The organism is Streptomyces laculatispora (assembly GCF_017353455.1).
GTDB classification, from domain to species: Bacteria; Actinomycetota; Actinomycetes; order Streptomycetales; family Streptomycetaceae; genus Streptomyces; species Streptomyces laculatispora.
The window spans coordinates 1-13,220 of sequence record NZ_JAFMPZ010000290.1; the positions used below are offsets into that span (position 1 = coordinate 1).

Here is a 13,220-nt window from a genome sequence, read left to right on the forward strand (position 1 = left end):
CCTCCGGACGCACCGCTCCCCCCCCACAGGTGACACCAGAGATGAGAACAACCTCGTGACCCCCCTGCGTCTGCCCGGCCCGCCACGCCGCGTCAAGGACCCCCACCAGCTGATCGCCGAGTCGGGGGCCGACCTTGAGGGGCACGGCCTCAAGCGCACCATGGGGCTCTTCCAGCTGGTGTGCTTCGGAGTCGGCGCAGTGGTCGGCACCGGCATCTTCGTCGGCCTCTCCGACAGTGTCGCCGCGGCCGGCCCCGCCGTCGTGCTGTCCTTCGTGCTCGCCGCGATCACCTGCATCTTCACCGCGTTCTCCTTCGCCGAGCTGGGCAGCGCGATCCCGGTCTCCGGCAGCTCGTACTCCTTCGCCTACGCCACCCTCGGTGAACGCGTCGCCTTCCTCGTCGGCTGGTGCCTGCTCCTGGAGTACGGCGTATCCGTCTCCGCCGTGGCGGTGGGCTGGAGTCAGTACGTGAACGAGCTGCTCAACAGCCTCTTCGGATGGCAGCTGCCCGCCGCGCTCTCCTCGGGACCCGGCGACGGCGGCGTGATCAACCTGCCCGCGGTCATCGTGGTCATGATGGCCGCCACCCTGCTGGTGCGGGGCATCCGCGAGAGCGCGGGGGCCACGGCCGCGATGGCGGTCCTCAAGATCACCGTTCTGATCATGTTCTGCGCCATCGCCTTCACCGCCTTCGAGCACGGCAACCTCACCCCGTTCGCGGCCCACGGCGCGGGCGGCATCACCGCGGGGGCATCGCTGGCGTTCTTCTCGTACATCGGGTTCGACGCCATCACCACCGCGGGCGAGGAGGTCAAGAACCCCCGGCGGAACATCCCGCTGGCGATCATGATCTGCATCGGCCTGGTCACGGTGCTCTACTGCGCGGTCGCCCTCGCCGCCATCGGCGCCCTCGGCCCGGATGCCGTCTCGGACAAGCCGGCCGCCCTCTCGTTGATCGTCAACCAGGTCACCGACTCGACGGTCGGCGGCGGGATCATCGCCTTCGGGGCGATCGTCGCCATCGCCTCCGTCGTCCTCGCGGTGATGTACGGGCAGACCCGCATCCTCATGTCGATGTCGCGTGACGGCCTGGTCCCGCGGGTCTTCGAACGGGTCTCGCCGCGGACCTCGACGCCGGTCGCCAACACCTGGATCGTGGCCACCGTCTTCGCCGTGCCGGCGGCCTTCTCCTCACTCGACGTGGTGGTGAACCTGACGACCATCGGGACGCTCGCCACCATGGTCGCGGTCAACATCGCGGTGATCGTGCTGCGCCACCGCAACCCCGAGGTGAGGGGCTCCTTCCGGATTCCGCTCCACCCCGTCGGCCCGGTCCTCGGCGTCGGTTTCTGCGTCTATCTCATGTACGGGACCGGCTGGACGACCTGGGTGCAGTTCGCGGTGTTCCTCGCGGTCGGTGCGGTGCTGTACGCCTGCTACGGCCGAAGCCGGTCACGACTGGCCGGCCGGAAAGCGGGCTGATCCCCGCCCTTGCGCAGGCCGTCCCGCCGCCCGGTCAGTCCGTCGGCGGTGCTGGTGACGGCAGCGCGGGTGAGGGCAGGGTGAGTGAGGGCAGGGTGAACCACACCGCCTTGCCCTGTTCCGTCGTGCGGTGACCGCAGGACGAGCTGAGGGTGCGGATCAGCAGCAGCCCCCGGCCGTGCTCCTGCCAGAGGTCCGGCTCGCTGCCCGGCTCCGGGCAGGAGAGATCGCCCGGCGGGGCGGGATCGTGGTCGTGCACCTCCACCTGGCAGCCGGTCGGCAGCAGTTCCACCACCAGCTGGATGGGCTCGTCCCCGAGGGTGTGCTCCACCGCGTTGGCGACCAGTTCGGAGGTGAGCAGTTCGGCGGTGTCGCTGTCCGCCGGGGCCTCGATGTCCGCCAGCGCCGTACGGATCAGGGCGCGGGCGATCGGCACCGCCGCGGCCGAGTGCGGCAGTGCGATCCGCCAGGAGGCGGGAGCGGGGACATCGGGTGGCACGGCGGGATTCCGTTCGGAGGTCGAGACGTTCACGGAACACATTGCTTCTTGGTCTCAACCATACGAAGCGTCACGGCCCGGACAAGGGACTGTCGACCGGTACGAAGGGGACTTTCGTCACTCCGGTCTCACGCTCCGCATATCGCGTACTCGTGACGGGAGTCACGTACGAGTGATAAATTCGAGGCAAGCAGCAGCCCGACGGCTGAAGGGGATCACCCTCCATGAGCCCGTTTCCCAGTTCCGCGCCACGTACGGAGAACTGGCGCCATCTCCGGGTCACGACGCGCGACGGTGTCGCCACCGTCACCCTCGCCCGCCCCGAGAAACTCAATGCGCTGACCTTCGGCGCCTATGCCGATCTGCGCGATCTGCTGGCCGAGCTGTCCAGGGAGCGCTCCGTGCGGGCCCTGGTGCTGGCCGGTGAGGGGCGCGGCTTCTGCTCCGGCGGCGATGTGGACGAGATCATCGGCGCCACCCTCGCGATGGACACCGCTCAGCTGCTGGACTTCAACCGGATGACCGGTCAGGTCGTACGGGCCCTGCGCGAATGCCCGTTCCCCGTCGTCGCGGCCGTGCACGGGGTCGCCGCGGGAGCGGGCGCCGTCCTCGCGCTGGCCGCCGACTTCCGGGTCGCCGACCCGTCGGCCCGGTTCGCCTTCCTCTTCACCCGGGTCGGACTCTCCGGCGGCGACATGGGCGCCGCCTATCTGCTGCCCCGGGTGGTGGGTCTCGGCCATGCCACCAGGCTGCTGATGCTCGGCGAACCCGTCCGCGCGCCCGAGGCGACACGCATCGGGCTGATCAGCGACCTGGTCGAGGAGGGCCGAGCCGACGAGCGGGCCGCGGAGCTCGCCCGCCGGCTCGCGGACGGCCCCGCGCTCGCCCTCGCCCAGACGAAGGCACTGCTCACCGCCGAACTCGACATGCCGATGGCCGCCGCCGTCGAGATGGACGCCGCCACCCAGGCCCTGCTGATGCACGGTGAGGACTACGCCGAGTTCCACGCGGCCTTCACCGAGAAGCGGCCGCCGAAGTGGCAAGGCCGGTAGCGCGATGACGTCCCCCGCGGGCCCGCGCCCCGGCAACCCGTCCGCCGGCCCGCACCGCATCGCCGTCATCGGCGGCGGCCCCGGCGGGCTCTACGCCGCGGCGCTGCTCAAGAGGCTGGACCCGGAGCGCGAGATCACCCTCTGGGAGCGCAACGCCCCCGACGACACCTTCGGCTTCGGCGTCGTCCTCTCCGACGAGACGCTCGGCGGCATCGAGCACGCCGACCCCACTGTCCACCGCGCACTCCAGAAGGAGTTCGTCCGGTGGGACGACATAGACATCGTCCACCGCGGCCACACCCAGACCTCCGGCGGTCACGGCTTCGCCGCGCTCGGCCGCCGCCGCCTCCTGGAGATCCTGCACGAGCGCTGCGCCTCCCTCGGGGTGCGGCTCCGCTTCCGCACCCAGGCCCCGCCCGCCGCCGAACTCGCCGCCTCGTACGACCTGGTGATCGCCGCCGACGGGGTGCACAGCCCCACCCGCACCGCGCACGCCGACAGCTTCGGCCCCCGCCTCACCAACCACCGCTGCCGCTACATCTGGCTCGCCGCCGACTTCGCCCTGGACGCCTTCCGCTTCGAGACCGCCGAGACCGCGTACGGCGTGATGCAGCTGCACGGCTATCCGTTCTCCCGCCCGGCGTCCGACCGCCACCCCTCAACGAGGCGCTTCGGGCCGCCGGATGACTCCGGCGCCTCGACCGTCATCGTGGAGATGCGCGAAGAGGTCTGGCGGGCCGCCGGATTCGACACCTGCGACCCGGCCGAGTCGACCCGGCACTGCGCCGCGATCTTCGCCGACGCGCTCGGCGGCCGGCCGCTGCGCTCCAACAACTCCTCCTGGCTCACCTTCAGCACCGTCGTCAACGCCCACTGGTCGCACGGCAACACGGTCCTCATCGGCGACGCCGCCCACACCGCGCACTTCTCCATCGGCTCCGGCACCAAACTCGCCGTCGAGGACGCCCTCGCGCTCGCCGCCTGCATCGAGGAGCAGCCCGGCCTGCCCGCGGCCCTCGCCGCGTACGAGAGCGAGCGCCGCCCCGTCGTCGAATCGACCCAGCGCGCCGCGGCGGCCAGCCTGCGCTGGTTCGAGGAACTGGGCCGTTACGTCGACCAGCCGCCCCGCCAGTTCGCGTTCAACCTCCTCACCCGCAGCCGCCGCGTCACCCACGACAATCTCCGGCTGCGCGACGCCTCCTTCACCGCCGCTGTCGAGGAGGAGTTCGGCTGCCCGCCCGGCACCCCGCCGATGTTCACCCCGCTGCGGCTGCGCGGGCTGGAACTGCGCAACCGCGTCGTCGTGTCCCCCATGGACATGTACTCGGCCACCGACGGCGTCCCCGGCGACTTCCACCTCGTCCACCTGGGGGCCAGAGCGCTCGGCGGCGCCGGGCTCGTCATGACGGAAATGGTCTGCGTGAGCCCCGAGGGGCGCATCACCCCCGGCTGCGCCGGCCTCTACACCTCGGCACAGGCCACCGCCTGGACCCGGATCACCGACTTCGTGCACACCGGATCGCCCGGCACCGCCATCGGCGTCCAACTCGGCCACTCCGGCCGCAAGGGCGCCACCATGCTCATGTGGGACGGCATCGACCAGCCGCTCGACGAAGGCGACTGGCCACTCGTGGCGGCCTCCCCGATCCCGTACGCGCACGGGGTCAACCAGGTCCCGCACGCCCTGGACCGGGCCGGTCTCGACGCGGTGCGCGCACAGTTCGCGGACGCCGCCCACCGCGCCGACGCCTGCGGATTCGACCTCCTCGAACTCCACTGCGCCCACGGCTATCTGCTCTCCGGCTTCCTCTCGCCGCTCACCAACCACCGCACCGACCGGTACGGCGGATCACTGGAGAACCGGCTCCGCTATCCGCTGGAGGTCTTCGACGCGGTCCGCGAACGGTGGCCCGACGACCGGCCGATGACCGTCCGGATCTCCGCCACGGACTGGGCGCGGGGCGGCACGACGGCCGAGGACGCCGTCGAGATCGCCCGCGCGTTCGTGGCGCACGGCGCCGACGCCATCGACGTCTCCACCGGGCAGGTCGTCCCCGGCGAACAGCCCGAGTACGGGCGCTCCTACCAGACCCCGTACGCCGACCGGATCCGCAACACCCTGTGCGTGCCCGTCATCGCGGTGGGCGCCATCTCCTCCTGGGACGACGTCAACTCCCTGCTGCTGGCGGGCCGCGCCGACCTCTGCGCACTGGCCCGCCCGCACCTGTACGACCCGCACTGGACGCTGCACGCGGCCGCCGAGCAGGGTCACGCGGGTCCGGGCGCGCCCTGGCCGCTCCCGTACCGCGCGGGCAGCCGCACCCCGCCGACCGGCCGCACCGACGCGCCGAAACCGCGGCTCACCCTGGGCTGAGCGGCTGCCCCGGATCTCGCTGCCGCCGCCACCGCACCAGGCTCGCCGTGACCCCCCGGACCGGCTCGGGGGTCTCATCCACCGCTGCCCTGAGCGCTGATCAGCAAGCGGTCGCAGACCGTCCGGTAGCCGATGCGCACGTACACGCCGTTGCTCGTCGGGTTCGCCAGGTCGGCGAAGAGCAGCACCTCGTCCGCGCCCGCCTCCCGGGCCGCGCGGCCGACCTCCGCGGTCACCGCCGCCGCGTACCCCCGGCCGCGGTGCTCCGGCGGTGTGTAGACCGGTGCGACCCGGACCGTGCCCGCGATCCTCGGCGAGACGCCCGCCATCGACACGGGGACGCCGCCGTCCTCCCAGAGCGTCAGCCGGCCTTCGGCCGTCCGCTCGTCCACCGCCCGTTCGGGGTGCCCGGCCGACTCGCCGATGTCGGCCGCGAACGCGCGATACCAGCGCAGCAGCAGCTCCCGGTCCGCGGGATTCGAGGCCCTCGCCCGGCCGCCGGGAGCGGGCGACGGCGGTGCCGGCTCGCCCAGCCGGTAGAGCCGCTGCTCCTCGTCGACGCGGTGCCCCGGCCAGTGGGCCGCCACCGCATTGGCCGTGGCCCGCTCCGCGTTGACGCCGGTGAGCGGGAGGGCGGCCAGCAGCGGACCGACCGATTCCGGGACGAGCCCGTTCAGCACCGCGGGCCGGGGCGGTGTCTGCACCAGGGTCCCCGTCACCGCACCGTCGGCCCCGCGCCACCAGCCCAGCACCGGGGGGTGCTCGGTGAAGGCGTGCGGGCCGTGGCGGCGCAGGCTCGCGGTGACGGTCAGCGCGAGGGTGTTCTCGGTCGGCCGGGCGGCCAGCGAGCCGCCGGCCGCGTCGAGGAAGACGTCGACATCGTCAGTGAAGGTCCAGGTCATGCACCGGCATTCTGCCGGGCAGGTCACCCGGGCAGCACCCGTATTACGCGCGCACGAACTCCGCCCCCGCGTCCCGCAGCCGCTCGTGCAGCAGCCCGAACACCTTCGCCGACCGGCCGCCGGGCCACTCCTCGGGCAGCAGTTCGCGCGGCAGCCCCGGGTCCGCGTACGGCACCTGGCGCCAGGAGTCCAGCGCGGTCAGGTAGTCGCGGTAGGCGAGCTCGGGATCGGCTGCCGCGTCCCCCCGCGCCTCCCAGGCCCGCAGCACGGGTTCGTGGCGCTCCAGGAATCCGAGGTGGAGCCGGGCGACGGCCTCCAGGTCCCACCAGCGCGCCACGGATTCCTCGGTGGCGGCGAAGCCCAGATGGTCGCCGCGGAACAGGTCGACGTACGGGGCGAGTCCGAGGCGCTCCAGGGTGTGCCGGGTCTCGTCGTACAGCCCCGCCGGGGCGATCCAGACGCCGGGGGCCGCCGTGCCGAAGCCCAGCCGGGCCAGCCGCGAGCGCAGCAGGTGCCGCTTGTGGCGCTCGGCCTCCGGCACGGAGAACACCGCAAGCACCCAGCCGTCGCCGAGCCGGGGGGCGGGATGCCGGTAGATCCGCCGGTCGCCGTCGTCGAGCAGCTGGCGGGCGTCGGCCGAGAGCGCGTACCCGGCGGCCCCGTCCGCCGTCCGGGCCGCGACGAGCAGCCCGCGCCGCTTCAGCCGGGAGACGGAGGACCGCACGGCGGGGGCGTCCACGCCGACGGCACTCAGCAGCCGGATGAGTTCGGCGACCGGCAGCGGGGCGTCGCCGGAGGTCCGGCCGTAGGCACCGTAGAGGGTGACGATCAGCGAGCGGGGTGCGTGCGGTTCGGCCATGTGATCATTCTCGGCCCGGAGCGGCGGGGCCGGCACCCTGTTCGTCCTCACGCAGCCGGAACCGTTGTAATTTGCCCGTCGCGGTACGGGGGAGCGCGGGCCGGAACGTGATGAGGCGCGGGCACTTGTGCGGGGCCAGCTCCGTCTTCATGAAGGCGCGCAGCGCGTCGGCCGAGAGCGTGGAGCCCTCCCGCAGCACCACGTACGCCGCCACGATCCGGCCGCGCAGTTCGTCCTCGCGGCCCACCACCGCGGCCTCCGCCACCTCCGGGTGGCGCAGCAGCGCGTCCTCGACCTCGGGGCCCGCGATGTTGTAGCCGGAGGAGATGATCATGTCGTCGGCGCGGGCCACGTAGCGGAAGTAGCCGTCCGCGTCGCGCACGTAGGTGTCGCCGGTCAGGTTCCAGCCGTGCCGTACGTACTCCCGCTGCCGTTCGTCGGTGAGATAGCGGCAGCCGACCGGTCCGCGTACGGCCAGCAGTCCCGGTTCGCCGTCCGGTACCGTCGCGCCGTCCCGGTCCACCACCCGGGCCTGCCAGCCGGGCACCGGGACGCCGGTGGTGCCGGGGCGGATCGCGTCGTCGGCCGCGGAGACGAAGATGTGCAGCAGTTCGGTGGCGCCGATGCCGTTGATGATGCGCAGTCCGGTCCGCTCGTACCAGGACCGCCAGGTCGCGACGGGCAGGTTCTCACCCGCCGACACACAGCGGCGCAGCGCGGAGAGGTCGTGCCCGTCGAGCTGGTCGAGCATCACCCGGTAGGCGGTCGGGGCGGTGAACAGCACCGAGACCCGGTGCGCGGCCAGGGCGGGCAGCAGCTGCTTGGGACCCGCCTGTTCCAGCAGCAGCGCCGACGCGCCGGCCCGCAGCGGGAAGACGACCAGTCCGCCGAGCCCGAAGGTGAAACCGAGCGGCGGGCTGCCGGCGAACACGTCCTCGGGCACCGGTCGCAGGACGTGCCGGGAGAAGGTGTCGGCGACGGCGAGCACATCGCGGTGCAGGTGCACGCAGCCCTTGGGGCGCCCGGTGGTCCCCGAGGTGAAGGCGATCAGCGCGACATCGTCCGACGCGGTGTCCACGGCTTCGTAGGGGCCCGGTCTGGCGGCGGCCAGCCGCAGCAGGTCGTCCGGGGCGTCGCCGCCGTACGCGGTGATCCGCAGCCCCGGCACCCGCGCCTTCGCCAGGTCGTCGAGCGAGCGGACGTCGCACAGCGCGTGGCTGATCCGGGCGATCGAGCAGATCGTGGCGAGTTCGGCGGCCCGCTGCTGGGCCAGTACGGTCACGGCGATCCCGCCGGCCTTCAGCACCGCCAGCCAGCAGGCGGCGAGTTGGGGCGTGGTGGGGCCCCGCAGCAGTACGCGGTTGCCGGGGACGACCCCCAGGTCCGAGGTGAGGACATGGGCGATCCGGTCGGCCCGGTCCCGCAGCTCCCCGTAGCTCAGCACCGCGCCGTCCGGCGTACGGAAGGCGGGGCGGTCGGGTCCGAAGCGGTCCGCCGTGCGGTCCAGGAGTTCGACGGCGCAGTTCAGCCGGTCCGGATAGTGCAGCTCGGGCAGGTCGAAGACCAGTTCCGGCCACTGGTCGGCGGGTGGCAGATGTTCTCTGGCAAAGCTGTCGATGTGCGCTGAGGTCTTCGGGTCCATGACGGATCGCCCCCTTGTCGCCTCTGGAGCGTATCGTTTGAGTGACGGTAGTCAACGGTCCGCGATAAAACCGGATGCCGAGGCAAGGCGCGACAGACGGCATGTGCAGAGCGCGCGACAGAACGGCATGCGCAATGCTTCCGACGGGACTCCGACAAGAGAGGCGCCGGTATGACGGCATTCTCACTCGATCCGGCCCAGACCGCCTGGTGCGAGGAGCTGCGCACCCTTGCCGAGCAGCGGCTGCGCCCGCCGGCTGAGAAGGGCGAGCCCGGTCACGTCAACCGTCCGCTCCTCGCCGCCCTCGGCGAGCTCGGCCTGCTGGACCGGCTGCTGGGCTCCGGCGCCCTCGACCTCTGCCTGCTGCGCGAATCCCTCGCCCGGGGCTGTACGGAGGCCGAGACCGCCCTGGCGCTCCAGGGGCTCGGTACGTACCCCGTGCTGCAGGCGGGTACCGCCGCCCACCGGGAGCGCTGGCTTCCCGAGGTCCGGGCGGGCCGCGCCGTCGCCGCCTTCGCGCTCAGCGAGCCCGGGGCGGGGTCGGACGCGGCGGCCCTCGCACTCGATGCCGCGCCCGCGCCGGACGGCTGGCGGCTGACCGGCGAGAAGTGCTGGATCTCGAACGCCCCCGAGGCCGACTTCTACACCGTCTTCGCCCGCACGACGCGCGGCGCCGGAGCCCGCGGCGTCACCGCGTTCCTGGTCCCCGCCGACCGCCCCGGACTGACCGGAAGCTCCCTCGACATGCTCTCGCCGCACCCCATCGGCGCCCTCGCCTTCGACGGCGTACCGGTGACCCCCGACGACGTGCTCGGCGAACCGGACCGGGGCTTCCGGGTCGCCATGAACACCCTCAACCTGTTCCGGCCGAGTGTCGGCGCCTTCGCCGTCGGCATGGCCCGCGCCGCCCTCGACGCGACCCTGGCACACACCGAGGAGCGCACCGCGTTCGGCGGCCCGCTCAGGGAACTGCAGGCCGTCGCCCACCAGGTCGCCGAGATGGCCACCCGCACCGAGGCCGCCCGGCTGCTGGTGTACGCGGCCGCCGCCGCGTACGACGCGGGGGAGCCGGGCGTACCGCGCCGTGCCGCCATGGCGAAGCTGTTCGCGACCGAGACCGCGCAGTACGTCGTGGACACGGCCGTCCAACTGCACGGCGCCCGCGCCCTGCGCCGCGGCCATCTGCTCGAACACCTCTACCGGGAGGTCCGCGCCCCGCGGATCTACGAGGGCGCCAGCGAGGTGCAGCGCACGATCATCGCCAAGGAGCTGTACGCGAACCGGGAGCCGTCCGCATGAGTCCGATCCACCGCATCAACCCCGCCGAGCTCTCCCCGCCCGCGGGTTTCTCGCACGCGGTCACCGCCACCGGGAGCCAACTGGTGTTCCTGGCCGGGCAGACCGCCCTCGACCAGCGGGGCGACATCGTCGGGAGCACCCTGCCCGAGCAGTTCGCCGCCGCCCTCACCAATCTGCTCGCCGCCCTGCGTGCGGCGGGCGGTGCACCGGCGGACCTGGCCCGGGTCACGGTGTACGCCACCGATGTCGCCGACTACCGGGCGAACGCCGCCGAACTGGGGCGCGTCTGGCGGCGGCTGGCGGGCCGCGACTACCCCGCGATGGCCGTGATCGGGGCGGCGCGCCTCTGGGACGAGCAGGCGCTCGTCGAGATCGACGGGGTGGCGGTGCTGCCCTGAGCGGGCCGGACACGGTGAACGCCCCGTGCGGGCCCGGGAGTCCGGGGCCCGCACGGGGCGTTCACCGCATGATCAGTACGGCTTCACCAGCACGTGCGCCGCACCCGGAATGCCGACCTTCAGCAGCTCGTCCTCCTCGGGCGTCGTCTCGCCGCCCGTCTCCTGCTTGAGCACGGCACGCGACATGGCCTGCACCCACATGGCGCGGGGACGGCGGCGCCCCTCCCAGATGTCGAGCGCGGCCGCGACGTCCGGCTCGGCGTCCAGCGACTCGGCGAGCACCAGCGCGTCCTCCACGGCCATCGCCGCACCCTGCGCGATGTGCGGGGTGCTCGCGTGCGCGGCGTCACCGGCCAGGACCACCCGGCCCATGTGCCACGGCTCCTCGACGGTCACCTGGGAGATCCGCGAGTACACCACGTTCTCGGGTCCGGTGACCGCGGCGAGCGCCTCGGCGACCGGGCCGGAGAACATCGGCAGCCGCTCCTTGAGCTGCTCGTGGGCCCTCTCCGGGTCGGGCCGGAAGTCCTCGGACTCGGCGAACACCGCGCCCAGGTACATCAGCTCGTCCGTGATCGGGGTGAGCAGCGCCTTGGCGGCCTGGCCCGCGGTGCTCATCACGACACCCCGCACCCGGTCCTGGCGGGGCACGGTGACACGCCAGTTGGCGAAGCCCGTGTACTGGGGGGCGTAACGCTCGCCGTACAGCCGGGTGCGCAGCGGCGAGCCGATGCCGTCGAAGCCGACGACCAGGTCCCAGCGGCCGGCCGAGCCGTCGGACAGGGTGACGTCCACGCCCTCGCCGTCGTCCGCGAGCTCGGCGACGGTGGTGCCGAAGCGGATCGTGGCCCCGGCCGCCGTGGCGGCGGCGCCGAGCACCTGGGCCAGTGCGGGGCGGGGGATGCCGTTGTTGGAGGGCGCGTCGCCCATCCGGGGCTGCGGAATCTCGGCCAGGGTGTTCCCGGCCGGGTCCGCGATGGTCAGCAGCTCCCACTCGAAGCCCGCCTTGAGACAGTCGTCGAGCACCCCGATCTCCCGCATGACGTGGAGGGCGTTGGACGGCTGGATGATGCCGACGCCGAGGGCGTCGAGCTCGTCACGGAGCTCGGCCACCTCGACGGTGTGGCCGCGCCGGGCCAGGGCGGTGGCGAGCGTCAGCCCGCCGATGCCGCCGCCGTGAATCAGGACGCGCAGGGGTGTTGCCATATCGGATCTCTCCAGAGCCGGAAACAGTGGGAAGACTTGCGGGGATCAGCGCGAGGACGTGGGGGCGGGAACCCTCAGCCGGCCGCGACGGGCAGGCTCATCAGGTGGTCCACCAGGGCCAGCAGCACGTCCCGGCCGAACGGCCGGTCGCGTACGTCACCGACCAGCAGGGGGACATGGGGGTCGAGGTCGAGCGCCGCCCGGACCTCGTCCGACGTGCGGGTGTTGTGGCCGTGGAAGCAGTTGATCGCCACCACGAACGGGATGTCGCGGCTCTCGAAGAAGTCGATCGAGGCGAAACTGGTCTCCAGCCGGCGGGTGTCGGCGATCACGACGCCACCGAGTGCGCCGTTGACCAGGTCGTTCCACATGAACCAGAAACGCTCCTGGCCCGGGGTGCCGAAGAGGTAGACGACCAGTTCGGGACTGACCGTGATCCGGCCGAAGTCCAGCGCCACGGTGGTCGTGTCCTTCTGGCCGACACCGGCCAGGTCGTCGACGCCGATGCTGGCCTTGGTCAGGAACTCCTCGGTACGCAGGGGCGCGACCTCGCTGACGGCGCCCACCAGGGTGGTCTTGCCGACGCCGAAGCCACCGGCGATAAGGATCTTGACGGCGGCGGGGGCCGCCTGACTGCTTGTCATCTTTACTCAGAGTCTCCGGAGTCCGTCGCGAACAGCGGCCAGCACGCCCATGTCCGCACCGCCGGCCGCCCGTGCCACCGAGAGCGGGGCGCGGGCGAGCAGCAGGCCGTGGGACACCAGGTCCGCCAGCAGGATCTTGGTCACCGAGACCGGGAGGTTGAGGTCCGCGGAGACCTCGGCGACCGCCGCGGGACGCAGACAGCGCTCCAGGATCATCCGGTGCTCCGGCTGGAGCCGGCCGGGCCGGGCCGCTGAGCCGTGTTCGTCCCGCGGGTCGTGTGCGGTCGTCAGCACGGTGATGAGGGTGAAGTCGTCCCGCTCGGGGGCGGTCCGGCCACGGGTGATGGTGTAGGGGCGCACCATGGTGCCCGCGCCGTCCTCCTCCGGCTCCTCGTCCTCCCAGTGCGGGGTCACGCGTGCGGCCCGTCCCCGCCGCCGAAGGCGTCGAAGTCACCGCGCACCGGGGTGCTGAGCTTCTGGCCGACCTGCTGGACGAGGTTGTGCATGGCCAGCGACATGATCTCGGCATCCACCTCCTGGGAGGCGACGACGGCCAGATGCGTTCCCTGGGCCGCCGAGATGATGAAGAGCCACAGGTCCGACAGCTCGACGATCACCTGGTGCACGCCGCCGCCGTTGAAGAGCTGCCCGACACCGCGGGCCAGGCTCTGCTGCCCGGTGCAGATGGCGGCCAGCCGCTCCGCGTCGGCGCGCTCGACGGTGCGCGAATGGCTCACCACCAGGCCGTCGTCGGAGAGCAGTACGGCGTTCAGGGTCTCGGCCACCGAGTCCACGAGACCGTCGAGCAGCCAGTCGAGGTCCTGGTGAGTGGCGGTTGTGCGTGTCATGACCGTTCTTCTCT

General features: G+C 72.5%; 13 protein-coding genes. 5 read left to right on the forward strand and 8 right to left on the reverse strand.

The genetic code is table 11. The annotated features are described in order from the left end of the window. The first annotated feature begins 55 nt into the window (after window positions 1-55). Window positions 56-1,483, forward strand: coding sequence for an amino acid permease (locus J1C73_RS15965; RefSeq protein WP_123463110.1), 1,428 nt, complete (start codon window positions 56-58; stop codon window positions 1,481-1,483). Between the two features lie 34 nt (window positions 1,484-1,517). Here the strand turns inward: J1C73_RS15965 and J1C73_RS15970 are convergent, their stop codons facing one another. Further along, window positions 1,518-1,982, reverse strand: a complete 465-nt coding sequence (locus J1C73_RS15970) for an ATP-binding protein (RefSeq protein ID WP_123466173.1) — start codon at window positions 1,980-1,982, stop codon at window positions 1,518-1,520. Between the two features lie 224 nt (window positions 1,983-2,206). On the opposite strand from J1C73_RS15970, the gene J1C73_RS15975 reads away from it, so the two are divergent. Both J1C73_RS15975 and J1C73_RS15980 read left to right on the forward strand, forming a co-directional pair. Next, window positions 2,207-3,034 carry an enoyl-CoA hydratase family protein gene (locus J1C73_RS15975; RefSeq protein ID WP_207316967.1) on the forward strand — a complete coding sequence of 276 codons (828 nt, stop codon included), beginning with the start codon at window positions 2,207-2,209 and terminating at the stop codon, window positions 3,032-3,034. 4 nt (window positions 3,035-3,038) lie between these two features. Continuing rightward, complete coding sequence (locus J1C73_RS15980; protein WP_207316968.1) at window positions 3,039-5,408, forward strand: bifunctional salicylyl-CoA 5-hydroxylase/oxidoreductase; 2,370 nt, start codon at window positions 3,039-3,041, stop codon at window positions 5,406-5,408. A 74-nt stretch (window positions 5,409-5,482) separates the two neighbouring features. Here the strand turns inward: J1C73_RS15980 and J1C73_RS15985 are convergent, their stop codons facing one another. The 3 genes from J1C73_RS15985 to J1C73_RS15995 are packed head-to-tail and all read right to left on the reverse strand — an operon-like array spanning window position 5,483 to window position 8,811. Continuing rightward, complete coding sequence (locus J1C73_RS15985) at window positions 5,483-6,310, reverse strand: GNAT family N-acetyltransferase (RefSeq protein WP_207316969.1); 828 nt, start codon at window positions 6,308-6,310, stop codon at window positions 5,483-5,485. Between the two features lie 43 nt (window positions 6,311-6,353). After that, entirely contained in the window at window positions 6,354-7,169 is an 816-nt protein-coding gene (locus tag J1C73_RS15990; protein WP_207316970.1) for a PaaX family transcriptional regulator, read from the reverse strand. 4 nt (window positions 7,170-7,173) lie between these two features. Further along, on the reverse strand, window positions 7,174-8,811 hold the full coding sequence (locus J1C73_RS15995) for an AMP-binding protein (RefSeq protein ID WP_207316971.1): 1,638 nt from the start codon (window positions 8,809-8,811) through the stop codon (window positions 7,174-7,176). Window positions 8,812-8,982: 171 nt separating this feature from the next. On the opposite strand from J1C73_RS15995, the gene J1C73_RS16000 reads away from it, so the two are divergent. Together J1C73_RS16000 and J1C73_RS16005 are read left to right on the forward strand one after the other, a co-directional pair. Further along, window positions 8,983-10,110, forward strand: a complete 1,128-nt coding sequence (locus J1C73_RS16000) for an acyl-CoA dehydrogenase family protein (protein ID WP_207316972.1) — start codon at window positions 8,983-8,985, stop codon at window positions 10,108-10,110. Further along, window positions 10,107-10,508: a RidA family protein gene (locus tag J1C73_RS16005; RefSeq protein WP_207316973.1), complete on the forward strand. Its 402-nt coding sequence runs from the start codon at window positions 10,107-10,109 to the stop codon at window positions 10,506-10,508. The genes J1C73_RS16000 and J1C73_RS16005 overlap by 4 nt, the downstream gene beginning before the upstream one ends. 72 nt (window positions 10,509-10,580) lie before the next feature. On the opposite strand, the gene J1C73_RS16010 is transcribed toward J1C73_RS16005, so the two are convergent. From J1C73_RS16010 to J1C73_RS16025, 4 genes are all read right to left on the reverse strand, one after another. Next, window positions 10,581-11,714 carry an FAD-dependent monooxygenase gene (locus tag J1C73_RS16010; protein ID WP_207316974.1) on the reverse strand — a complete coding sequence of 378 codons (1,134 nt, stop codon included), beginning with the start codon at window positions 11,712-11,714 and terminating at the stop codon, window positions 10,581-10,583. A gap of 74 nt (window positions 11,715-11,788) precedes the next feature. Then, on the reverse strand, window positions 11,789-12,358 hold the full coding sequence (locus J1C73_RS16015) for a GTP-binding protein (RefSeq protein WP_123463126.1): 570 nt from the start codon (window positions 12,356-12,358) through the stop codon (window positions 11,789-11,791). Between the two features lie 6 nt (window positions 12,359-12,364). Beyond that, complete coding sequence (locus J1C73_RS16020) at window positions 12,365-12,772, reverse strand: DUF742 domain-containing protein (protein ID WP_372446693.1); 408 nt, start codon at window positions 12,770-12,772, stop codon at window positions 12,365-12,367. Next, window positions 12,769-13,206 (reverse strand): roadblock/LC7 domain-containing protein, encoded by a 438-nt coding sequence (locus tag J1C73_RS16025; protein ID WP_123463130.1) that lies wholly within the window; start codon window positions 13,204-13,206, stop codon window positions 12,769-12,771. Before J1C73_RS16025 ends, J1C73_RS16020 begins: the two co-directional genes overlap by 4 nt. Between the last annotated feature and the right edge of the window lie 14 nt (window positions 13,207-13,220).

Excerpts from the sequence above, each read along its gene's own strand:
- J1C73_RS15975 (WP_207316967.1), top strand. The coding sequence starts at position 2,207 with ATGAGCCCGTTTCCCAGTTCCGCGCCACGTACGGAGAACTGGCGCCAT.
- J1C73_RS15980 (WP_207316968.1), top strand. The coding sequence starts at position 3,039 with ATGACGTCCCCCGCGGGCCCGCGCCCCGGCAACCCGTCCGCCGGCCCG.
- J1C73_RS15985 (WP_207316969.1), bottom strand. The coding sequence starts at position 6,310 with ATGACCTGGACCTTCACTGACGATGTCGACGTCTTCCTCGACGCGGCC.
- J1C73_RS15990 (WP_207316970.1), bottom strand. The coding sequence starts at position 7,169 with ATGGCCGAACCGCACGCACCCCGCTCGCTGATCGTCACCCTCTACGGT.
- J1C73_RS15995 (WP_207316971.1), bottom strand. The coding sequence starts at position 8,811 with ATGGACCCGAAGACCTCAGCGCACATCGACAGCTTTGCCAGAGAACAT.
- J1C73_RS16000 (WP_207316972.1), top strand. The coding sequence starts at position 8,983 with ATGACGGCATTCTCACTCGATCCGGCCCAGACCGCCTGGTGCGAGGAG.
- J1C73_RS16005 (WP_207316973.1), top strand. The coding sequence starts at position 10,107 with ATGAGTCCGATCCACCGCATCAACCCCGCCGAGCTCTCCCCGCCCGCG.
- J1C73_RS16010 (WP_207316974.1), bottom strand. The coding sequence starts at position 11,714 with ATGGCAACACCCCTGCGCGTCCTGATTCACGGCGGCGGCATCGGCGGG.
- J1C73_RS16015 (WP_123463126.1), bottom strand. The coding sequence starts at position 12,358 with ATGACAAGCAGTCAGGCGGCCCCCGCCGCCGTCAAGATCCTTATCGCC.
- J1C73_RS16025 (WP_123463130.1), bottom strand. The coding sequence starts at position 13,206 with ATGACACGCACAACCGCCACTCACCAGGACCTCGACTGGCTGCTCGAC.